Source organism: Oceanitalea stevensii, assembly GCF_014837105.1.
Taxonomy (GTDB): domain Bacteria; phylum Actinomycetota; class Actinomycetes; order Actinomycetales; family Actinomycetaceae; genus Oceanitalea; species Oceanitalea stevensii.
The window spans coordinates 973,919-995,054 of record NZ_JACSPO010000001.1; the positions used below are offsets into that span (position 1 = coordinate 973,919).

The window sequence follows — 21,136 nt, forward strand, 5'->3', positions numbered from 1 at the left end:
GAGTCTGCCACGGTGCCGCGCGACCTCAGCGGTCCGCGAGCAGCGCGGCGACGACGCCGGGGACCGCGTCGGCGACCTGCAGGGCGGTGACGGGCCCGCCGTCCGAGGCGCGCGCGCCGGCGCGGCCGTGGACGAGGGCCGCGGCGGCGGCGAGCTCGGCCGTGAGGAGGCCCTCGGGGTCCTGGCCGCCGGCGAGGTCCTCCCCGCGGACGGCGAGGAGGGCGCCGAGGACCCCGGCGAGGACGTCACCCGTGCCGGCGGTGGCGAGCCAGGGCGTGCCGTCCGCCTGGCTGAGCGTGGCTCCGCCCGGGGCGGCGACGACGGTGGTCGGTCCCTTGAGGAGGACGACGGCGCCGGTGAGGGCGGCGGCGCGGCGGGCCAGCTCGAGGGGCGCGGCCTCGACGGCGGCGCGGCCTGTCTCCTCCCCGCGGGCGATGAGCAGCCTGGCCAGCTCCCCGGCGTGCGGGGTGAGGACGGTGGTGGGGGCGAGCCGCTCGGGCGCGAGGGCCAGGGCGCCGGCGTCGAGCACGGCGGGGACGCCGTCGTCGAGGGCGCGGCGGAGGGCGTCGCGCACGTCGTCGGCGCGGGCGTCGTCGTCGGGGTCGATGCCGCTGCCCAGGGCCCAGGCCTGGACCCGTCCGCTGCCGACGACGACCTCGGGGAAGCGCGCGTGGATCATCCGGGCGACGGCGTCGGGGCCGAGGTAGCGGACCATGCCGAGCCCGGTGCGCAGCGCGCCGGCGGCGGCGAGGACGGCGGCGCCCGGGTAGGTGGTCGAGCCGGCGACGAGCCCGAGCACCCCGCGGGTGTACTTGTGGTCGGTGGCGACGGGCGCGGGGAGGAGGTCGGCGACGTCGGCCGGGGTGAGGCGGCGCAGCGCCGGCTCACCGAGGTGGGGGGCCAGGCCGATGTCGACGACGACGACGCGTCCCGCCAGCGCCTCCGCGGGCTGGACGAGCAGGCCGGGCTTGGCGGCGCCCATCGTCACGGTGACGTCGGCGCGCAGGACCGGGCCGGGGACGGTGCCGTCGTCGACGCCGATGCCCGAGGGGACGTCGACGGCGACGACGGTGGGCTCGTCCGGCATGAGCGCACGCTGGTCCGCGAGCGCGGTGACGATGCCGGCGAGGGGCTCCCGCAGGCCCCCGCGCGCGCCGATGCCGGTGAGCCCGTCGACCCACACGCCGGCGCGGTCGGCGAGGACGGCGAGCTCCTCGCCGCGGGGGCGGCCGTCGTCGTCGAGGACGGGGCGGACGCGCACGCCGGCGCTGCGGGCCGCGGCGAGACCACGCTCGTGCGGCCGGTCCGTGCACAGCGCGGCGACGACCTGCAGCCCGCGCCGGGCGAGATAGCCGCCGGCGTACAGGGCGTCCCCGCCGTTGTTGCCGCCGCCCACGAGGAGGAGGACCGTGCTCCCGCTGCGGCGCGCCCCGAGACGGCGCAGCTCGCGCAGCACCTCGGTGGCGACCGCGAAGGCGGCCTGCGTCATCAGCTCGTCGGTCGCGGTGGAGGCGAGCAGCGGCGCCTCGGCCGCCCGCACCGCCTCGGCCTCGTGCGCACGGATCATGCCCTCATTGTGTCCCGTGCCCCCGGACCCCGCCGCCGAGCCAGGCCCCCCTCCCACCGCCGACAGCTGAGTTGTTACCCGCGGCAACCAGCGCGGACGGAGTGAGCTCCCACTACCAGGAACAACTCAGCTGTCGGCGGAGAGACGGGGCGGCGACTCAGCTGTCGGCGGAGGGACGGGGCGGCGGCTCAGCTCTCGGCGAGGACCATGGCGGAGGCGATCCCGGCGTCGTGGGAGATCGACAGGTGCCAGGTCCGGACCCCCAGCTCCTCGGCCCGCACGAGGACCGAGCCGCGCACGTGGACCACGGGCGCCCCGCCGACCACCCGCTCCACCGTGCAGTCCTGCCACGACATCCCGCCCGGCGCGCCGAGCGCCTTGGCGATGGCCTCCTTGGCCGCGAACCGCGCGGCGAGCGAGGCGGGCGGCAGCTCACGCTCCTCGGGGGTGAAGAGCTTCTCCCGCAGCCGCGGGGTGCGCTCCAGCGCCCCCATGAAGCGCTCGACGTCGACGACGTCGATGCCCACCCCGACGATGCTCACTCGACGGTGACGGACTTCGCGAGGTTGCGCGGCTGGTCGACGTCGTAGCCCTTGGCTCGGGCCAGCTCGCCGGCGAAGATCTGCAGCGGGACGACGGAGACGAGCGGGGTCATGAGCGTGGGCGTCGGCGGGTAGCGGAAGACGACGTCGGCGAAGGGCGTGACGTCGTCGTCGCCGTCCTCGGCGATGACGAGGGTGCGCGCGCCGCGGGCCCGGATCTCCTGGATGTTGGAGATGACCTTGGCGTGCAGGGTGGGGCGGCGCGGGGTCGGCACGACGACGAAGACCGGCTGGCCCTCCTCGATGAGCGCGATCGGGCCGTGCTTGAGCTCGCCCGCCGCGAAGCCCTCCGCGTGGATGTAGGCGAGCTCCTTGAGCTTGAGCGCACCCTCGAGGGCCACCGGGAAGCCGACGTGGCGCCCGAGGAAGAGCACCGAGGTCGTGTCCTTCATCGCGCGGGCGACCTCGCGGACCTGCTCCTGGCGGGCGAGGACCTCCTCGATCTTCCCGGGGATGCGACCGAGCTCGGTGAGGTAGTCGGCGACCTCGTCGATGTACTTGTTGCCGCGCAGCTGGGCGAGGTACAGGCCCAGGAGGTAGGTCGCGGTGATCTGGGCGATGAAGGCCTTCGTCGAGGCGACGGCGACCTCCGGCCCGGCGTGCGTGTAGAGGACGGCGTCGGACTCCCGGGCGATGGTCGAGCCGTAGGTGTTGACGACGGCGAGCACCTTGGAGCCCTGCTCGCGGGCGTGGCGCACCGCCATGATCGTGTCCATCGTCTCCCCCGACTGGGAGATGGCCACGACGAGGGTCTTCTCGTTGACGACGGGGTCGCGGTAGCGGAACTCGTGGGCGAGCTCGACCTCGACGGGGATGCGGCACCAGTGCTCGACGGCGTACTTCGCCACGTGCCCCGCGTAGGCGGCGGTGCCGCACGCGACGACGATGATCTTGTCGATGCTGCGCAGGATCGTCTCGTCGATGCGCAGCTCGTCGAGCTTGAGACGCCCCAGCTCGTCGGTGCGCCCGAGCAGCGTGTCGGCCACGGCCTGCGGCTGGTCGTGGATCTCCTTGTCCATGAAGGAGTCGAAGCCGCCCTTGACGGCCGCCGCGGCGTCCCACTCGACGGTGAAGGCGCGCGGCTCGACCGGCTGCCCGGCGGCGTCGACGACGCTGACGGAGTCCCCGGTGATGGTGACGACCTGGTCCTGGTCGACCTCGAGCGCGGACTTCGTCTGCGAGACGAAGGCAGCGACGTCGGAGCCGAGGTAGTTCGCGCCGTCGCCCAGCCCGATGACGAGCGGGGAGTTGCGGCGGGCGGCGACGATCGTGCCCGGGTGGTCGGCGTGCACCGCGAGCAGGGTGAAGGCGCCCTCGAGGCGCTTGGTCACCTCGAGCATCGCGGCGGTGAGGTCACCCGCGTAGGTGCGGCCCAGGAGGTGGGCCACGACCTCGGTGTCGGTCTGCGAGGCGAAGGTCGCGCCGTCGGCGAGGAGCTCGTTCCTCAGCTTGGCGAAGTTCTCGATGATGCCGTTGTGGATGAGCGCCAGGCGCCCGTCGCCGGACAGGTGGGGGTGGGCGTTCTCGTCGGTCGGCGCGCCGTGGGTGGCCCAGCGCGTGTGCCCGATCGCGGCCTGCGTCCCAGGCAGCGGCTCGCGCTCGAGCTCGTCGAGCAGCCCCTGGAGCTTGCCGGCCTTCTTCCGCGCCGCGAGGGCGCCGTCGGCGACGACGGCGATGCCCGCGGAGTCGTAGCCCCGGTACTCGAGACGGGCGAGCCCGTCGAGGACGACGTCGACAGGCGGGGTGCCCTCGGCCGAGACGGACACTGCTCCCACGATTCCGCACATGGGTTCCAGCGTACTTGCCGGTGGCCGGCCTCACGCACGCGCCGGGCCGACGGCGGTGCGCACCACCCGCCGCCGTGCGCCAGACTGGTGCCGTGACGTCCCCGCAGGCAGCGACGTCGGCGACGCAGCCGGCCACCTCACCCTTCCTCGAGTTCGACCGCGCGGCGTGGAGCCGGCTGTCGGCCGCGACCCCCCAGCCGCTCACCTCCGCGGACATCGACCGCCTCCGCGGTCTGGGCGACCCCGTGGACCTCACCGAGGTCGACACCGTCTACCGGCCGCTGTCACGCCTGCTGTCCCTGTACGTCGCCTCCTCCCGCCGCCTCGGCTCGGTGACCTCGACCTTCCTCGGGGAACGGATGGGCCGCACGCCCTTCGTCATCGGGGTGGCCGGCTCGGTCGCCGTCGGGAAGTCGACGACGTCGCGGCTGCTGCGGGAGATGCTGCGCCGTTGGTCGGGGATGCCGCGGGTGGACCTCGTGACGACGGACGGCTTCCTCCACCCCAACGCCGAGCTCGAGCGCCGGGGCCTCATGTCCCGCAAGGGCTTCCCCGAGTCCTACGACCAGCGCGCGCTGCTCCGCTTCCTCAGCGCGGTGAAGTCCGGCGTCCCCGAGGTCACCGCCCCGGTCTACGACCACCTCACCTACGACATCGTCCCGGGCCGGGAGATCACCGTGCACCGCCCCGACGTCCTCATCGTCGAGGGCCTCAACGTCCTGCAGCCCGCCCGCACGACGTCCGACGGCGCGCCCAGCCTCGCGGTGAGCGACTTCTTCGACTTCTCGATCTACGTCGACGCCCGGACGAGCGACGTCCGCCGCTGGTACGTCAACCGCTTCCTGTCGCTGCGCGAGACGGCCTTCGCCGACCCCCGCTCCTACTTCCACCGGTACGCGGCGCTGAGCGACGAGGAGGCCGTCGACACGGCCACGCGCATCTGGGGCTCGATCAACGAGCCGAACCTCGAGGAGAACATCCTGCCCACGCGTGGGCGCGCCTCCCTCGTCCTCACCAAGTCCGGCGACCACCGGATGCACCGGATGCGCCTGCGCAAGCTCTAGGGCGTGCTCGTGAACTCGTCCCGGCTGGGCTCGGTCGCCTCGTCCGGGGCCACGTAGTCCGGGGCGAGCACCTCGAGGCTCTCCGGCAGCTTGCTGCCGAAGCGGCGGTGCACCCACTGCAGGCCCGCGTCGACGACGAACCCGATGACGACCCCGCCGGCGACGCCGACGGCGATCGCCACGAGCGGGTGGTCGTGGAGGAACACACCGGCGCCGATCCCCAGGAGCGTGGAGTACCCGCCCCACACGACGGCGGCGATCGCGGCGATGAGGATGAACCGCGCGCGGGGGAAGTGGACCGCACCGGCCGTCATGTTGACCGCCACCCGCCCGATCGGGATGAACCGCGCGGAGAGGATGAGCACGGTGCCCCGCTGCGCCAGGGCGCGCCTGGCCCAGCCGAGGCTGGCCCTGCCGCGTCTGCCCTGGAAGATCCGCAGCCGGTCGATGGGCACCCGGGTGCCGATCGTGTAGGCGATGAGGTCCCCCGCGAAGGCGCCCACCGCCGCGACGAGGACGAGCAGCCAGAGGCTGGGGCCGTCGCCCGTCATCGCGAGCACCGCGACGCCAATGACGATCGACTCGCTCGGCACCGGCGGGAAGAACCCGTCGACGGTCGCGAGGACGAGGACCGCGACGAGCAGCCACGGGGAGTCGGCCATGCCGAGCACCCAGGCCTCGATCGCCGCCATGGCCGCCGTCATCGGGCACCGGTTCGTGTCACCGGACCATTACACCGTGCCGGGCACCCCGGTGTCACCGGGGATCCCCCTGACGGACCCCTGAGGTCAGCGGAGCGCGAGCCGCGCGCGGACGACGTCGGCGAGCTCCCCCGCGACGGCGTCGGCCTCCTCCTGGGTGGCTGCCTCGACCATGACGCGCACGAGCGCCTCGGTGCCCGACGGGCGGAGCAGGACGCGGCCGGTGTCGCCCAGGCGCTGCTCGGCGGCGGCGACGGCGTCGCGCAGCCCCTCGTCGGTGCCGGCGCGGGCCTTGTCGACGTCGGGGACGTTGACGAGTGTCTGCGGGAGGCGGGTGACGATCGAGCCGAGGTCCGCGAGCGAGCGCCCGGTCTCGACGACGCGCGCGGCGAGGAGCAGCGCGGTGAGGAGGCCGTCGCCGGTGGTCGCGTGGTCGCTGGCGATGATGTGGCCGGACTGCTCACCGCCGAGGCTGAAGCCGCCGGCGCGCATCGCCTCGAGGACGTAGCGGTCACCGACCGCCGTCTGGACGGTGCGGATCCCGGCCTCGCGCATGGCGAGGATGAGCCCGAGGTTGCTCATGACCGTGACGACGAGGGTGTCCTCCGCGAGCCGCCCCTGCTCCTTGAACGCGGTGGCGAGGATGCCCATGATCTGGTCGCCGTCGACGATCGTGCCCTCGTGGTCGACGGCGATGCAGCGGTCGGCGTCGCCGTCGAAGGCGACACCGAAGGCAGCGCCGGAGGCGACCGTGACGGCCTGCAGCTGCTCGGGGTGGGTGGAGCCGCAGTCGTCGTTGATGTTGCGGCCGTCGGGCGAGGCGTTGATGACGACGACGTCGGCGCCTGCCTCCCGCAGCGCGAGCGGGGCGATGTCGCTGGCCGCGCCGTTGGCGCAGTCGATGGCGATCCGCAGCCCCTCGAGCGGCCGGCCGGTCGCGGCGACGAGGTGGTCGATGTAGGTGCGGTCCGCGGCCCGCGCGTCCTCCTCGATGCGGCCGACGCCGTCGGCGATCGGGCGGTCCCAGTCGGCGCCGAGGCTCGCCTCGATGGCGTCCTCGATGGCGTCCTCGAGCTTGAAGCCGCCGTGGGCGAAGAACTTGATGCCGTTGTCGGGCATCGGGTTGTGCGAGGCGGAGATGACGACGCCGAGGTCGACGTCGGTCGTCGCCGTCAGGTGGGCCACGCCCGGGGTGGGCAGGACGCCGACCTCGACGACGTCGACGCCCGCGCTCGTGAGCCCGGCGGCCAGGGCCGCGGAGAGGAAGTCCCCGGAGATGCGGGTGTCGCGGCCGATGACCGCGCGGGGGCGGCGTCCCTCCGCGCCGGCGGTGGCGGTGAGGACCCGTGCCGCTGCGGCTCCGAGGCCGAGGGCGAGCTCCGCGGAGATGTCGCGGTTGGCGAGCCCGCGCACGCCGTCGGTTCCGAACATTCTGGGCATGGGGCGTTCCTTCGTCTCGAGGCCAGGGAGCCCATCGGGCACCGACTCATGGTGCCAGAGGACCACACCTCCGCCACCCGCCCGCGGCGTGACGTGGGCGACGTCCCGGGAAACGCGGAACGGCCCCGCCTGACGACGGGGCCGTTCCTTCGAGCGCTGGATCAGCGCTTGGAGTACTGCGGGGCCTTACGGGCCTTCTTGAGGCCGGCCTTCTTGCGCTCGACCGCGCGGGCGTCGCGGGTGAGGAACCCGGCCTTCTTGAGCGCCGGGCGGTTCGACTCCTCGTCGATCAGGTTGAGGGCGCGCGCCACGCCGAGGCGCAGCGCACCGGCCTGGCCGGAGATGCCGCCGCCGTGGATGCGGGCGACGACGTCGAAGCGGCCCTCGATGTCGAGCAGCGAGAACGGCGAGCTCACGAGCTGCTGGTGGAGCTTGTTGGGGAAGTAGTCCTCGAGCGAGCGACCGTTGATGGTCCACTGACCCGACCCGGGGACGAGTCGGACGCGCGCAACCGCTTCCTTGCGGCGGCCGAGCGCCTGCCCGGGGGCGGTGAGGCTCTGACCGGCGCCCGCGGCGGGTGCGTCGGTCTCGGTGGTGTAGCTGCTGGGGACGTTCTCGTCGTCCAGCTCGATCTCGGGAGTGGTCTCAGCCACAGTTCTCCTCGTGTCCTGGTGAGAGGGTGCCGAGTCCTTGCGGACTACTGGGCAACCTGGGTGATCTCGAAGGCCTGCGGCTGCTGCGCGGCGTGGGGGTGCTCCGGGCCTGCGTAGACCTTGAGCTTCTTGAGCTGCTCGCGACCGAGGGTCGTCTTGGGAACCATGCCGCGGACGGCCTTCTCGATCGCGCGCTCCGGGAAGCGCTCGAGGAGCTGGGCATAGCTCGTGGCCTTGAGGCCGCCCGGGTAACCCGAGTGGCGGTAGGCCATCTTGTCGTCGAGCTTGCTGCCGGTGAGGGCGACCTTCTCCGCGTTGATGACGATGACGAAGTCACCGTTGTCGACGTGCGGTGCGAAGCTCGGCTTGTGCTTCCCACGGAGCAGGGTGGCGACGTGGGTCGCCAGTCGGCCGAGGACGACGTCGGTAGCGTCGATGACGTACCAGTTCTTCTCGACGTCGCCGGGCTTCGGTGTGTACGTGCGCACGGGCGTAGCCTTCGTTTCTCTGTCGTCGGGCGGCGTCGTGCGCGTTGGCGCATGGGCCGTCCATGGTCTGGTGGTGCTCGCTGCGCGCATCCGCGCCGCTGCGCCGGCGAGTGGGAGCACCGGGGAGCGCAAAGGGATGCACAACGACATCCAAGAGTACCGCCGGCCGCCGCGCTGGGTCAAACGGCGGCGGACGGCGATATGAGTGAGACGTGCCACCCGGGTCAGCCGGGCGTGCCGCCCTCACCGGTGAGCCCGATGGGGTCGTCCTCCTCGCGGATGCGCACGGCGGCCTCCTCGGCCGTGGCGGCACCGCCGGCGACGCCGACGTCCTGGGCCATCATGTCCTGCTCGCGCTCACCCAGCGGGCCGACGGCCTCCTCGGAGACGGCCTCGATGCGGCCGGCACGGTCCGGCTCACGGTGCGCCTCCGGCTGCTGCGGCTCCTCCCAGACCTCCGGCTCCTCCTGGTCGAGCCGCTCGGCGATCGTGTCGCCCTCGATCTGCTCCGCCTGGGTGAGGTTCTTGCCCCGGAGCGGGTCGCGGTCCAGCGGGACGTAGCCCTCGTCCATGACGTCGTCGACGCCTCGCTGCTCGAGGGTGTCCTCCTGGGGCAGCTTGTCCGTGTCGCCCTCACCGGGGAGGGACGGGTCTGGGCTGGTTGCTGGGGTGTCTCCTGGCTCGGTCATGCCTCCCAATCTGCCACCGGCCTCCCGGGCCCGCACGGGGAGAGGAACGCCTACCGGGTGGGGAGGGTGCGGACGTTGCGCGCCTGTGCAGCCCGGGTGGCGAGCTCCTCGTCGGCGGGGTAGCCGACCTCCTCGAGGGTGAGCCCGTGGGCCGCGACGACGGTGACCCCGGGGTCCCGGCGCCCGGCGGCGAGGACCGCGGCGGGCCAGTCGACGGGCCGGCGTCCCTCCCCCACCGCGAGGCTCGCGCCGACGAGCGCCCGCACCATGGAGTGGCAGAAGGCGTCCGCGCGGACCGTCGCGACGACCAGCCCGTCGGCCCGCCGCTCCCAGCGCAGCTCCTCGAGGGTGCGGATCGTCGTGGCCCCCTCGCGGGGCTTGCAGTACGCGGCGAAGTCGTGCTCCCCGCGCAGCCACTGGGCGGCGACGTCCATGGCCGCGACGTCGAGCGGGCGCCCGTGCCACAGGACGTCACGGCGCCGCATCGGGTCGCGGGCCGCGGGGGTGTCCGCCACGCGGTAGGCGTAGCGGCGCCACACCGCGGAGAAGCGGGCGTCGAAGCCGGGCGGCGCGATCCGCACGCGGTGGACGACGACGTCACCCGCCCCGCGGGGGCGGGCGTCCCGGGCGAGGACGCCGGCGAGACGGGAGACGAGGGCCTCCTCGGGCGGGCGCTCGCTGCGCCCGGGCGCCGCCCGCCACGCGGCGAGGGGCACGTCGAGGTGGGCGACCTGGCCGCGCGCGTGGACCCCCGCGTCGGTGCGCCCGGCGACCGTCAGCCGCGCGGGCGCCGCCAGGCGCAGGACCGTGGTCAGTGCCTCCTCCAGGGTCCCCTGGACGGTCCGCAGGCCGGGCTGGGTGGCCCACCCGGCGAAGTCCGTGCCGTCGTAGCGGAGGTCCAGCCGCAGCCGGACCGTCTCGTCCTCGGGGGCAGCGCTCACGCCTTGCAGGCTAGTACCGTCCCCGGGGTGGACCCACTGAGCACCGCACGCCGCGGACCGACCACCCTCGCCGTCGACTGCGGGGGCGGCGGGATCAAGGCCTCGGTGCTCGACGCGGCCGGCACGATGCATGCCCAGCCGGTCCGGGCGGCCACGCCCTACCCCCTGCCGCCGCAGCGGCTCGTCGACACGATCCGGTCCCTGGCCGACCAGCTGCCGCCCGCCGAGCGCGCCACCGTGGGGATCCCGGGGATGATCCGGCACGGCGTGGTCGTCACGACCCCGCACTACGTCACGCGCGGCGGCCCCCGGACCAAGGTGCTGCCCGACCTCGTCGAGGCGTGGGAGAACCTGGACCTCCAGGAGGCGCTGAGCGCCGAGCTCGGCGTGCCCGTGCTCCTCCTCAACGACGCCGAGGTCCACGGCGCGGGCGTCGTCGCCGGGGCCGGGCTCGAGCTCGTCGTCACCCTCGGCACGGGCCTGGGCAACGCCCTGTTCGACGGCGGCCGGCTGGCCCCGCACCTCGAGCTCTCCCGGGCGCAGGCCCGGTGGGGCCTCACCTACGACGAGTACATCGGCGAGCACGAACGGCTGCGCCTGGGGGACGCGATGTGGTCGCGGCGGGTGCGGCAGGTCGTCGACTCCCTGCGTCCGGTCGTCCTGTGGGACCGGCTCTACCTCGGCGGCGGCAACTCGCGCCGCATCACCGGCCCGACCCTCGACCGGCTGGGCGACGACGTCGTCATCGTCCCCAACAGCGCGGGCATCGTCGGCGGGGTGCGGGCCTGGGAGCTGGGCGGGATCACGCCGAGCGGGCGGTCCTGACCGAGCCGGGTGCGACCTCCTCGACGAGGTCGAGCACGATCCGGCTGAACGCCTCGGGGCGCACGAGGGAGACGAGGTGGGTGGCCCCCGGCACGATCTCCAGGCGCCCGTCCCGGCAGGCGGCGAGGAAGCGCCGCTCCTGGGTGCGGAAGTGGTCCCAGCGGCCGTTGACGAGCCGCACGGGCGCGTCGATGGCGCGCAGGTCGGCGATCGGGTCGAGACCGCCGACGGCGGCGAGCGCCGCGTCCATCACCCCGAGCTCCATGCCGCCCTCGTGGAGGTCCGCGAGCGCCGCGGGCGGCAGCGCCACCCGTGCGAGGGTGTCGTTGAGCCACCGGCCGCCGTCGGGCAGGCGCGCGATGAGCGCGGCGACCCGCCGGTAGGCGGCCAGTCCGGGACCGCGCGGCCGCGTGGAGCACCCCGCCGCCACCACGCCCACCACCCGCTGCTGGGTCCGCGCCGCCCAGTCCAGGGTGAGGTAGCCGCCGAGCGAGAGGCCCACGACGACGACGGCGCCCCCGGCCGCGCGGGCCGCCTCCTCGACCGCCGCGCGCGCGCCGTCGACGGTGAAGGGCTCCCCCGCGCGCTCCCCGTGGCCGGGCAGGTCCGGGGCGAGGGCCGGCACGCCGGCCTCCTCGAGCGCGGCGAGCTGGGGGCGCCACATCGTGCGGGAGGCACGGATGCCGTGGACGAGGACGACCGAGACGCGGCTCACGGCCCCACCCTGCCACGCGCGGCGGGGGTGACGTTCGGCCGTCGGCGCGAATCACCCAGGGACCCCCCGCCCCGCCCCGCCCGCCAACCTTCGGGTGCCCGTAGCGTCCCCCTCACACCGGCGCCCGGGCCTCCACCCAGCCGGGCGTCACCCGTCACCCAGGAGAGGAGGACGCATGGCCTACACAGCACCTCGGCTCGACGAGGTCGGCACCGTCCACGGGCTCACGCTCGGTCGCCAGACACCGGGTCCGAAGAAGGACAACTCGGTCTGGTCCGGCTACGCCGGGCCGCCGGACAAGCCACCGGCCGGCCCGCACCCGCCGGTCGGCTCCCGCTGACGGACGGGGGCCTCACCGGGAGACCGGTGAGGCCCCCGTTCCTGCACTGTCCTCCACCGCCCGGAGGTAGATTTCCAGGGCCTCCTCCCCCGCCGTCACCCTCGCGACGGTGGCACCCTCGCGCGGCGCGAGCCGGTCGACGACCCCCTGGCCCGCGTTCCGCGCCACCTGGGCGACGGTGCGCAGCGCGCCGGGACGGACCGCGCGGGCCACGAGGCGCGAGGGCGAGGCGTCGCGGCGCTGCCGCTCCACCGGGACGAGCCGGTCGACGGCGTCGAGGACCACGCGCAGCGGCAGGGACGTCCCCAGCATCCGGTAGACGTCCGCCGGCACCGGGGTGCCGAGGGTCGCCGTGGCCCGCCGCAGCGCGAGCGCCAGCTGCGCCTGGGCGCCCCACTCGGTGGCGCGCGCCGCGACCACCCGCCAGCTGCCGACCTGACGGCTGAGCTGGTCGACGTCGACCATCCAGGCGAGCCGGTTGCCACCCGCGAGGGCGGCGTGCAGCGCGACGTGGACGAGGGCGTCCGCCTCGTCCAGCGCCCACGCCTGGCCCAGGCCGATGCGCACCCGGCGGCGCCGCGCGAGCAGCGCGTCGGTGTCGATCCGGAAGAGGCGGCGCCGCGAGCCCATGTTGATCATCGCCCAGTGGAGGTCGACCTGGATGCCCGCGGGGGTGAACCAGTGCATCTCGCCCGGGGTCTGGGGGTTGCGGAGCATGTCCTCGTAGTCGCCCACCTCCCACCCGGCCGCGAGCAGTGCGCGACTGACCGCTCGCAGGTCCTGCGGTGCGACGAGCAGGTCGAGGTCGCCGTAGGGCCGCACGCCGGGCACGGGGTGGGCGAGCTCGGACAGGACCGGCCCCTTGAAGACGACCCAGGGGACGTCGGCGAGCACCTCGGACACGTGGGCCAGGAGCATCCCGGCGCGGATGTGGAGCGACTTCGCGGCGTCCCGGTCCGCCCGCAGCGCCTCGGCCACCGCCGGGGCCGTCTCCCGCAGACGGACGTGGGCGAGCGGCGAGACCCGGTGGTGGCGGGCGGCCGCCACCACGGCATCGGCCGGCAGGGAGGCGGCGGCCGTGACGTCGCCGTCGTCGCGGCACACGGCGCGGAGGAGCTCGCCGACCGCCCGGTCGTGGTTCGTGCGCGTCATGCCGTTCCCGTCCTCGCCCGCCGTCGGTTCCGGCGCTACCGGGAGCGTAGCGACGGCACGGGTGCGGGACGGCGTGATTGCCGGACGCTCGCCGGGGCGCCCGGGGTGAGCGTCCGGGTGAGCGCGGCGCCCCGGGAGCGTCATCCGGGGGTCATCCACGTTCTCGCGCGACAACCGTCGTCAAGGACGGGGCCCGTCCCTAGGCTCGGTCCCAGTCGGCGGCACCCCCGTTCGCCGACCACACGGCCCCTCCGGGCGTCATGGCTCATCGCTCACGAAGGAGAAGGACATGAAGTACGACGCACCCCGTATGACCGAGGTCGGCAGCGTCCGCGACCTCACGCTCGGCAAGCTCGCCTCCGGTCCGAAGAAGGACAACAACATCTGGTGGGACATCTGGGGCGACCCGGCCGACCCGCACCCGCCCGTCGGCTCCCGCTGAGCAGGCCAGCTGCGGGTCGGACGGTCCACGTGGACCGTCCGGCCCGCAGCACGTCCCCCCGTCCCGAGGAGAGGTCCCCCGCGTGAGCGCACCGACGGCGCAGGCCACCTTCACCGGCCTCACCCGGGCCGAGACCCTCCTGGCACTGCCCGAGGCCACCACCGTGCCGGTGCCCGTCGAGCGCACCGGGCTCGGCGCGCGGGCCACCCTCGAGGCGATCCTGCTCGACGCCCTGTCCACGCCACCGTGCCGCGTCCTCTTCTCCGGGGGCCGGGACTCCTCCGCCCTCCTCGCCCTCGCTGCCCATGTGGCCCGGCGGCACGGCCTGCCCGCGCCCGTGCCGGTGACGGTCCGCCACCCGACGGCGCCTGAGGCGGACGAGACCGCCTGGCAGGAGCTCGTCCTCGACCATCTCGGTCTTCCCGACCACCTCGTGCTCGAGTTCGACGGCGAGCAGCGTCTCCTCGGCGAGGTCGCCACCGCGGCGCTGCACCGGCACGGCCCGGTGTGGCCCGAGGCCGTCCAGCTCCACGGGGCCGTCTACCGCCACCTCGACCCCGGCGTCGTCATCTCCGGGGAGGGGGGCGACGCCATCCTCGACGGGCAGCGGATGGGCGCGGTGCGCGACGCCCTGGCCCTCACCCGTCCCCGCCGGCGCCACCTGCGCCAGGGACTCCGGGCGGCCCGTCCGAACATCCTGCGCCGCCGCGACATCCGCGCCCAGGGTGCGTCGATCAGCCCTCCGTGGCTCCGCCCCGCCGCCGCGGACGAGTACCTCGGCCGCGTGACGACGCTGGCGCAGGAGCCGCTGCGCTGGGACCGCGCGACCCGGGAGGCCCTGCGCTCCCGCCCCATGGCCGTGGCCATGGCGAACTTCGACGCCGGGATCGCCGAGTACGGCTCCCGGCCGGTCAACCCCTTCGCCGACCTCCGGTTCGCCGACGCCCTCGCGGCGGAGGCCGGCCCGCTCGGCTGGGGGGACCGCACGGCGGTCTTCCGGCGTCTGTTCCACGACGTCCTGCCGGACCGCGTGCTCAGCCGCCGCTCCAAGGCCTCCTTCAACTCCACCCGGTGGGGCCCGGAGGAGCGCGCGTTCGCCCGGGCCTGGGACGGCACCGGCCTCGACCCCGACTGGGTCGACCCCGTCGCGCTGCGGTCCGCGTGGCTGGAGGAGGACCCTCACCCGGCGGCCGACTACCTCCTCCACGTCGCCTGGTGCCAGTCCCGGGGCATCCCGACGCCGCTCGAGGACGCGCCGTGAGCCGGCCCGTCCGCACGCTGCTGCGCCGCCACCCCCGCACCTGGGTCCGCGCGGTCCGGACGGCGGCCCTCGCGGCGGCCGTCGAGCTCGGCCTGCGCGTCCTGCCGCTGCCCCGGCTCGCCCGGCTGCTGCGGGTGCGGCTCGTCCTCGACGGCACCGCCGGCCGGCGGACCGACCCGCGGCTCATCCGGCTGACCGAGGACGAGCGTGAGCGGCTCGACGTCACGTGGCGGGTGCTGCGGCACCGCCCCTTCAACGGGACCTGCCTGCGCCGCGCCCTGCTCGGCGCGCACGCGCTGCGGTACCGCGACCACGCGGTCCGCATCGGCGTGCAGAAGGTCGCCGGCGAGGTCAAGGCGCACGCCTGGCTGGAGGTCGACGGGATCGTCGTCGACCCGGACGGCGTCGAGAGCTTCCGTACCCTCACGACCGGAGTCCCCGCATGAGCCCCGAACCGCCCCAGCGCCTCTACGGCCTCACCGTCGCGGCCGGCTTCGCCCTCCACCAGCACCGCCCCGCCCCCGCGGGGTCGCGGGTGGACGTCACGGTCGTCGACGGGGCGCCCATGGAGGAGGACCGGCGGACCCCCCCGGGCACCGTCCTCCTCGACTTCGGGACCGACCCCGACCGCTGGTACACGGTGACCCGCGACGACGACGGCTCGGTCCTCCTGCGCGTCCACGGCGTCTGCGACTTCGCCATCAGCCCCGACCTGTCCGAGGTCACCCTCCACCTCGTCCACGGGGCCGCGCCGGGCATGCGGGCGATCATGACGACCGGGACCCTGCTCGCCCTCCAGCTCTACCTGCGCGGCCACGCCGTCCTCCACGCGAGCGCCGTCGAGCGGGACGGGACCGCCGTCGCCTTCCTCGGGCACTCCGGGATGGGCAAGAGCACCCTCGCCGCACTCCTGTGCGCGCAGGGTGCCCGCGTCGTGAGCGACGACGTCGTGCCGGTGACGACGGGCGACGTCCCCCTCGTCCCCCTCGGGGCGACCGAGCTGCGGCTGCGCGCGGGCGCCGAGGCGGTGACGGCGGGACTGAGCGACCTCCGGTCACGGGTCAGCGCCGACGACCGGACCGTCGTGGGGCTGCCCTCGCCCGGCACCGACGCGGTCCCGCTCGGCGCCGTCGTCATCCCTCGGCCCAACCGGGAGGGGCGGCTCGAGCTGGAGCCCCTCGACGCGAAGTCGGCACTCTTCGCGCTCATGAGCTTCCCCCGGCTCATGGGCTGGCAGGACCCCACCGTCCTCGCCCAGGTGTTCACCCACGCGTCCTGGCTCGCCCGCAGCGTGCCCGTCCTCGTGGGGCACGTGCCGTGGGGGCCGCCGTTCCGCGAGGACATCGCGCCGGCGATCTGGGCGGCGGTCGACCGCCTGTCCCCCGCCTACCGCGCCTGAGGGACTCCCGGGTCGCCGAGGTAGGCGGCGGCCTGGAGACGGAACAGCTCGGCGTACATGCCCTCCCGGGCCATGAGCTCGTCGTGGGAGCCCGCCTCGACGACCTGTCCCTGGTCGAGGACGTAGATGACGTCGGCGGCACGCACCGAGGAGAAGCGGTGCGAGATGAACACGGCGGTTCGTCCGGCGAGCACGGAGCGCAGCGAGTCGTACAGGGCGCTCTCCGCGCGGGGGTCGAGGGCCGCGGTGGGCTCGTCGAGGATCATCAGCTGCGCGTCGCGGTAGAAGGCGCGGGCGATCGCCACCCGCTGCCACTGGCCGCCCGAGAGGTCGCGTCCGCCCTTGAACATCCGGGACAGGATGGTGTCGTAGCCGGCAGGGAGCGCCTCGAGGAAGTCGGCGGCGCCGGCGCGGCGCGCGGCCTCGTCCACGCGCCCGCCGTCGGGGTCGGCCGTGGCGCGGCCGAAGGCGATGTTCTCGCGGGCCGTGAAGGCGTACCGGACGAAGTCCTGGAAGATCACGGCGACGCGGTCGCGCACCGAGACCCGCGAGTACGCGCGGGTGTCGCGGCCGTCCCACCGCACGGCCCCGGCGCTGGGGTCGTACAGGCCGGCGAGGATCTTGGCGAGCGTCGTCTTGCCCGAGCCGTTCTCCCCCACGAGGGCGACGACCTGCCCGCGGCGGATGCGCAGGTCCACGCCCCGCAGTGCCTCGGTGGCGCTGCCCGGGTAGCTGAAGCGGACGTCCTCGACCGTGATCTCCCCGAAGGTCGGGGGCGCCGGGTCCCCCTCCTCCTCGTCGCGCGCCGTGGCCGCGAGGTCCATGAACTGGTCGACGTCGGAGAGGAAGAGCCCGGCCTCGAAGATCGACTGCATGCCGCGCAGCAGGGCCTGGACCTGTCCCTGGAGCATCCTGATCGCGACGATGGCGGCGCCGGCCTGGGCCACGGACACTGCGCCGCGGCCGATGAGCGTGACGAGCACGAGGAGGGTGCCGGTGAGGACAGCGGCGGACCCGAGGTTCCCGACGGTGCTCAGGGCCAGCCGTCGCCGCAGGTGACGCGCGAGGTCGGCGAGGTACCGGGCGTAGAGCTCGTCGAAGCGTGACCGGAACGGCCCGCCGAGGTCGAAGGCGCGGACCTCCTTGGCCTCGTCCCGCGTGGTGAGGAGGTAGCTGAGGTAGTAGCGCTGCCGCTGGCGCGGCGTCTGCGCGACCATGAACTGGAACTCGCGCCGGCTCTCGCGCCGGTTGGTGAGGATCATCGGCAGCCCGCCGAGCAGGAGCAGCGGCAGCAGCACCGGGTGGATGCCCGCGAGGACGGCGCCCACGCCGACCGTCGCGGCCAGGCCGCCGACGATCCCGAGCAGAGCCTGGGTCACCTGGAAGGGTCGGCTCGTCGCGCTCGCCTCGACCCGCTGTAGCCGGTCGTAGAAGGAGGCCGACTCGAAGTGGCGCAGGGAGACGGCGGTGGCCGCGTCCAGGACGTCCTGGTAGGTGCGCCGGGCCACGGACTCACCGAGGAAGCGGCTCATGCTCCCGCGCACCGAGTCGAGCAGCGCGGCCGCGGCCATGAGTCCCGCGAGGCCGAGCGTCGCGGCGACGAGCACGGTCGGCACGCCGCCGCCCGGACCCAGCTCGAGCACGGCCGAGAGGAAGGACTCGACGACGAGCACCTGGCCCGCCAGGACGAGCGCCGCGATCACCTGGACGACGAGGAGCCCGACGAACAGCAGCCGTCCGGAGCCCCAGACGAGGCGCGTCGAGCGGCGGACCAGCTGCCACAGGCGGCCGGCGGAGCGACGCTGGTTGCGGCTCTCGATCTGGAGGTCGAGGGGGTCGAGCGGCTCGGACTCCTCGGTCATCGCCCGGCCTCGCGGCTGGTCACCGCAGCAGCCCCTTGGCGGCGAGGTCGGCGGCGAAGGCCGCCGCGTCCGCCTCGGCCGTCGCACGGTCGATCCCGTACTCCGCGACGAGCGCGTCGGCGAGGTCCTCGACGGACCGCTCCTCGGTGAGCAGCTTGGCCAGGTGGGCGCCGGCCACGTTCGTCGTGAGGTAGACCGAGCGCGCGGTGTCGAGGATGACCAGCTCGTCGTCGATCTCCTGCCAGGTGATGCCCTCGCTGCGCAGCTGCACGTGCACTCCCTCTCGAGTCCTCCGGCCGCTGTCGCGCGCCCGGGACCGCGCGGGCGCGGCGACGCGGCCCGGCAGTCGTGGTGAGCGTACTGCCGGGGTCGGCCGCGTCACGGGGGCGGGGCGGACGATCGTGGGTGCACGCGAGGCCCCACACCCGGGTGAGGGTGAGGGGCCTCGCGACTCGTCGGGGTGACCTTGTGGGTTCCCCGAGCAGGTGGACCGGCTCGCGCCGGTCGTCAGTCAGCCGCGCGGGTTGGCGTGCCCCGTGGGGGACTCGTCGGCCCGCGCGTCGGTGGCGGCGTCGGTGGCAGCCTGGGCGGAGGACTCGGCGGCGGCCTGCTGGGCCTCCTGCGTCTCCTCGGCCTTGGCGTCCTCGACGGCGTCGGCGGCCTCGTCGGAGACCGTGGTCTCGGGGGCCTCGACGGCGGGCGTCGTGGCCTCCTTCGCGGCGCGCTCGACGGCCTTCTCGGCCTCACGGACGGTGGCCTGCTTGGGGCTCACCGGCTCCATGACGAGCTCGATGACGGCCATGGGGGCGTTGTCGCCCTTGCGGGGGGCCGTCTTGGTGATCCGGGTGTAGCCACCCTGACGCTCGGCCATGGCCGGCGCGATCTCCGCGAACAGGTCGTGCACGACGCCCTTGTCACGGATCGTGGCCATCACCTTGCGGCGGGCGTGCAGGTCGCCACGCTTGCCGAGGGTGATGAGCTTCTCGACGACCGGGCGCAGGCGCTTGGCGCGGTGCTCCGTCGTCGTGATCGAGCGGTGCTCGAGCAGCGCCGTGGCGAGGTTCGCAAGCATGTGACGCTCGTGGGCGGGGCTGCCACCAAGACGGGGGCCCTTAGCGGGAGTGGGCATGATCTCTCCTGTTGTGAATCGTTGGTGGCGTCAGTCGCGCGCGTCGTCGCTGAACTCGACGTCGCCCTCGTAGTCCGACTCGTCGTCGACCTGCGAGATGTCGAAGTCGACCGGGCTGTCCTTGAGACCGAGACCGAGAGCAGCAAGCTTCTCGCGGATCTCGCCGATCGACTTGGAACCGAAGTTACGGATGTCGAGCAGGTCGGCCTCGCTGCGGGCCACGAGCTCGCCCACCGAGTGGATGCCCTCGCGCTTGAGGCAGTTGTACGAGCGCGACTGCAGCCCGAGCTCCTCGATCGGGAGTGCGAGGTCCGCGGCCAGGGCGGCGTCGGTCGGCGAGGGGCCGATCTCGATGCCCTCGGCCTCGACGTTGAGCTCCCGGGCCAGGCCGAAGAGCTCGACGAGCGTCTTGCCGGCGGAGGCGAGCGCGTCGCGCGGGGTGATCGCGTTCTTCGTCTCGACGTCGACGACGAGGCGGTCGAAGTCGGTGCGCTGCTCCACACGGGTGGCCTCGACCTTGTAGGTCACCTTGAGGACCGGGGAGTAGATCGAGTCGACCGGCACGCGGCCGATCTCCGAGTCGAAGCTCTTGTTCTGGCTCGCCGAGACGTAGCCGCGGCCACGCTCGACGGTCAGCTCGACCTCGAGCTTGCCCTTGGCGTTGATGGTCGCCAGGTGCAGGTCGGGGTTGTGGACCTCGACGCCGGCCGGCGGGGTGATGTCACCGGCGGTGACGACGCCCGGGCCCTGCTTGCGCAGGTACATGACCACGGGCTCGTCGTGCTCCGAGGAGACGACGATGCCCTTGACGTTGAGGATGATCTCGGTGACGTCCTCCTTCACGCCCGGGACGGTCGTGAACTCGTGGAGGACACCATCGATCCGGATGCTCGTGACGGCAGCACCGGGGATCGAGGAGAGCAGGGTGCGACGCAGGGAGTTGCCGAGGGTGTAGCCGAAGCCGGGCTCGAGCGGCTCGATGGCGAACCGGGAGCGCTGAGGGCTGACGACCTCTTCGGTCAGGGTGGGGCGCTGTGCGATGAGCACGATGTGTTCCTTTCAGCAGGCATCCGCTATATGACGCCGTGCAGGGCACCCGCCGGGCATCGGTCCGGCCGGCGGGAGGGTGAGACGGAGCCTCACGTGCTGCCGCACGCCGCCCCGTGGGGGCGGCGTGCGGCGTGAGACTCAGACGCGGCGGCGCTTGGGCGGACGGCAGCCGTTGTGGGCCTGGGGGGTGACGTCCTGGATCGAGCCCACCTCGAGGCCGGCGGCCGTGAGGGAGCGGATCGCGGTCTCACGGCCGGAGCCGGGACCCTTGACGAAGACGTCGACCTTCTTCATGCCGTGCTCCTGGGCGCGGCGAGCCGCGGCCTCGGCAGCCATCTGGGCGGCGAAGGGCGTCGACTTGCGCGAGCCCTTGAAGCCGACCTGGCCCGAGGAGGCCCAGGCGATGACGGCGCCGTTGGGGTCGGTGAGCGTGACGATCGTGTTGTTGAACGTGCTCTTGATGTACGCGTGACCGTGCGTGACGTTCTTGCGCTGATTCCGGCGCGGCTTGCGGGCCGTGGACGCCGAGCGGGTCTTGGGGGGCATGCGGTGCTTCTCTCCTGGTCGTCGGACCGGTGGCAGTCGGCGCGGTGAGCGCCGGGACGTGCGACCGGACTACTTAGCGGGCCTTCTTCTTGCCGGCCACGGTGCGCTTGGGGCCCTTGCGGGTACGCGCGTTGGTCTTCGTGCGCTGGCCGCGGACGGGCAGTCCACGACGGTGACGCAGGCCCTGGTAGGAACCGATCTCCACCTTGCGGCGGATGTCGGCCTGGACCTCACGGCGCAGGTCTCCTTCGACCTTGAAGCTGCCCTCGATGTAGTCACGGAGAGCGACCAGGTCGCTGTCGGTCATGTCCTTGACGCGAAGGTCGGGGCTGACGCCCGTCGCCTCGAGCGCCTGCTTGGCGCGGGTGCGCCCGACGCCGTAGATGTAGGTGAGCGCGATCTCGAGCCGCTTTTCGCGGGGGAGGTCGACGCCGACGAGTCGTGCCAACTTGTGCTCCTTGTGCTGCTCGGAGGTCTCCCGCA

The 21,136-nt window shown here is 74.0% G+C and carries 24 protein-coding genes; 7 read left to right on the top strand and 17 right to left on the bottom strand.

All coding sequences use genetic code 11. From position 1 onward, the window contains the following. Positions 1–25: 25 nt before the first annotated feature. The 3 genes from H9624_RS04465 to glmS all read right to left on the bottom strand — a co-directional run bounded on the left by H9624_RS04465 (position 26) and on the right by glmS (position 3,956). Positions 26–1,567, bottom strand: coding sequence for an NAD(P)H-hydrate epimerase (locus H9624_RS04465; RefSeq protein ID WP_251838672.1), 1,542 nt, complete (start codon positions 1,565–1,567; stop codon positions 26–28). A 188-nt stretch (positions 1,568–1,755) separates the two neighbouring features. Next, positions 1,756–2,109: a holo-ACP synthase gene (locus H9624_RS04470; RefSeq protein ID WP_307784925.1), complete on the bottom strand. Its 354-nt coding sequence runs from the start codon at positions 2,107–2,109 to the stop codon at positions 1,756–1,758. Further along, positions 2,106–3,956 (bottom strand): glutamine--fructose-6-phosphate transaminase (isomerizing), encoded by a 1,851-nt coding sequence (glmS, locus tag H9624_RS04475; protein ID WP_251838673.1) that lies wholly within the window; start codon positions 3,954–3,956, stop codon positions 2,106–2,108. Before glmS ends, H9624_RS04470 begins: the two co-directional genes overlap by 4 nt. A gap of 92 nt (positions 3,957–4,048) precedes the next feature. On the opposite strand from glmS, the gene coaA reads away from it, so the two are divergent. Further along, entirely contained in the window at positions 4,049–5,020 is a 972-nt protein-coding gene (coaA, locus tag H9624_RS04480; protein ID WP_251838674.1) for a type I pantothenate kinase, read from the top strand. On the opposite strand, the gene H9624_RS04485 is transcribed toward coaA, so the two are convergent. The 6 genes from H9624_RS04485 to H9624_RS04510 form a co-directional block, all read right to left on the bottom strand. Then, positions 5,017–5,712 carry a DedA family protein gene (locus tag H9624_RS04485; protein WP_251838675.1) on the bottom strand — a complete coding sequence of 232 codons (696 nt, stop codon included), beginning with the start codon at positions 5,710–5,712 and terminating at the stop codon, positions 5,017–5,019. The two genes, coaA and H9624_RS04485, sit on opposite strands and share 4 nt — an antisense overlap. Positions 5,713–5,808: 96 nt before the next feature. After that, the gene (gene glmM, locus H9624_RS04490) at positions 5,809–7,161 is read right to left on the bottom strand and encodes a phosphoglucosamine mutase (protein WP_251838676.1); all 1,353 of its coding nucleotides are present in this window, start codon (positions 7,159–7,161) and stop codon (positions 5,809–5,811) included. Positions 7,162–7,322: 161 nt separating this feature from the next. Continuing rightward, positions 7,323–7,814 carry a 30S ribosomal protein S9 gene (gene rpsI / locus H9624_RS04495; protein WP_251838677.1) on the bottom strand — a complete coding sequence of 164 codons (492 nt, stop codon included), beginning with the start codon at positions 7,812–7,814 and terminating at the stop codon, positions 7,323–7,325. 44 nt (positions 7,815–7,858) lie between these two features. After that, entirely contained in the window at positions 7,859–8,302 is a 444-nt protein-coding gene (gene rplM / locus H9624_RS04500; RefSeq protein WP_251304001.1) for a 50S ribosomal protein L13, read from the bottom strand. 224 nt (positions 8,303–8,526) lie between these two features. Then, positions 8,527–8,991, bottom strand: coding sequence for a DUF5709 domain-containing protein (locus tag H9624_RS04505; RefSeq protein ID WP_251838678.1), 465 nt, complete (start codon positions 8,989–8,991; stop codon positions 8,527–8,529). A gap of 50 nt (positions 8,992–9,041) precedes the next feature. Next, positions 9,042–9,941, bottom strand: a complete 900-nt coding sequence (locus H9624_RS04510; protein ID WP_504740241.1) for a tRNA pseudouridine synthase A — start codon at positions 9,939–9,941, stop codon at positions 9,042–9,044. 18 nt (positions 9,942–9,959) lie between these two features. On the opposite strand from H9624_RS04510, the gene H9624_RS04515 reads away from it, so the two are divergent. After that, a complete protein-coding gene (locus H9624_RS04515) occupies positions 9,960–10,757 on the top strand; it encodes an ROK family protein (RefSeq protein WP_251838680.1) in 798 nt (265 codons plus the stop codon). On the opposite strand, the gene H9624_RS04520 is transcribed toward H9624_RS04515, so the two are convergent. Further along, positions 10,735–11,472: an alpha/beta fold hydrolase gene (locus H9624_RS04520; protein WP_251838681.1), complete on the bottom strand. Its 738-nt coding sequence runs from the start codon at positions 11,470–11,472 to the stop codon at positions 10,735–10,737. The two genes, H9624_RS04515 and H9624_RS04520, sit on opposite strands and share 23 nt — an antisense overlap. Before the next feature lie 175 nt (positions 11,473–11,647). Here H9624_RS04520 and H9624_RS04525 point away from each other — a divergent pair, with 175 nt between their 5' ends. Next, positions 11,648–11,812, top strand: coding sequence for a hypothetical protein (locus H9624_RS04525; protein ID WP_251838682.1), 165 nt, complete (start codon positions 11,648–11,650; stop codon positions 11,810–11,812). Between the two features lie 12 nt (positions 11,813–11,824). On the opposite strand, the gene H9624_RS04530 is transcribed toward H9624_RS04525, so the two are convergent. Beyond that, positions 11,825–12,964, bottom strand: a complete 1,140-nt coding sequence (locus H9624_RS04530) for a nucleotidyltransferase domain-containing protein (protein ID WP_251838683.1) — start codon at positions 12,962–12,964, stop codon at positions 11,825–11,827. 289 nt (positions 12,965–13,253) lie between these two features. On the opposite strand from H9624_RS04530, the gene H9624_RS04535 reads away from it, so the two are divergent. The 4 genes from H9624_RS04535 (at position 13,254) to H9624_RS04550 (ending at position 16,066) form a co-directional block, all read left to right on the top strand. Continuing rightward, a complete protein-coding gene (locus H9624_RS04535) occupies positions 13,254–13,406 on the top strand; it encodes a lasso RiPP family leader peptide-containing protein (protein WP_251838684.1) in 153 nt (50 codons plus the stop codon). 82 nt (positions 13,407–13,488) lie between these two features. Next, a complete protein-coding gene (locus H9624_RS04540) occupies positions 13,489–14,667 on the top strand; it encodes an asparagine synthase-related protein (RefSeq protein WP_251838685.1) in 1,179 nt (392 codons plus the stop codon). Further along, the gene (locus H9624_RS04545) at positions 14,664–15,113 is read left to right on the top strand and encodes a lasso peptide biosynthesis B2 protein (RefSeq protein ID WP_251838686.1); all 450 of its coding nucleotides are present in this window, start codon (positions 14,664–14,666) and stop codon (positions 15,111–15,113) included. Before H9624_RS04540 ends, H9624_RS04545 begins: the two co-directional genes overlap by 4 nt. After that, the gene (locus H9624_RS04550; protein ID WP_251838687.1) at positions 15,110–16,066 is read left to right on the top strand and encodes a phosphoenolpyruvate carboxykinase (ATP); all 957 of its coding nucleotides are present in this window, start codon (positions 15,110–15,112) and stop codon (positions 16,064–16,066) included. The genes H9624_RS04545 and H9624_RS04550 overlap by 4 nt, the downstream gene beginning before the upstream one ends. On the opposite strand, the gene H9624_RS04555 is transcribed toward H9624_RS04550, so the two are convergent. From H9624_RS04555 to rpsM, 6 genes are all read right to left on the bottom strand, one after another. Further along, the gene (locus H9624_RS04555; RefSeq protein ID WP_251838688.1) at positions 16,054–17,928 is read right to left on the bottom strand and encodes an ABC transporter ATP-binding protein; all 1,875 of its coding nucleotides are present in this window, start codon (positions 17,926–17,928) and stop codon (positions 16,054–16,056) included. The genes H9624_RS04550 and H9624_RS04555 overlap by 13 nt on opposite strands. 19 nt (positions 17,929–17,947) lie before the next feature. Beyond that, entirely contained in the window at positions 17,948–18,199 is a 252-nt protein-coding gene (locus H9624_RS04560; protein WP_251838689.1) for a PqqD family peptide modification chaperone, read from the bottom strand. Positions 18,200–18,439: 240 nt separating this feature from the next. Beyond that, positions 18,440–19,057: a 50S ribosomal protein L17 gene (gene rplQ, locus H9624_RS04565; protein ID WP_251838690.1), complete on the bottom strand. Its 618-nt coding sequence runs from the start codon at positions 19,055–19,057 to the stop codon at positions 18,440–18,442. A gap of 30 nt (positions 19,058–19,087) precedes the next feature. Continuing rightward, complete coding sequence (locus H9624_RS04570) at positions 19,088–20,104, bottom strand: DNA-directed RNA polymerase subunit alpha (RefSeq protein WP_251838691.1); 1,017 nt, start codon at positions 20,102–20,104, stop codon at positions 19,088–19,090. A 141-nt stretch (positions 20,105–20,245) separates the two neighbouring features. Next, on the bottom strand, positions 20,246–20,653 hold the full coding sequence (rpsK, locus tag H9624_RS04575) for a 30S ribosomal protein S11 (RefSeq protein ID WP_251304015.1): 408 nt from the start codon (positions 20,651–20,653) through the stop codon (positions 20,246–20,248). 73 nt (positions 20,654–20,726) lie between these two features. Further along, positions 20,727–21,101: a 30S ribosomal protein S13 gene (gene rpsM, locus H9624_RS04580; RefSeq protein WP_110851946.1), complete on the bottom strand. Its 375-nt coding sequence runs from the start codon at positions 21,099–21,101 to the stop codon at positions 20,727–20,729. Positions 21,102–21,136 lie beyond the last annotated feature (35 nt).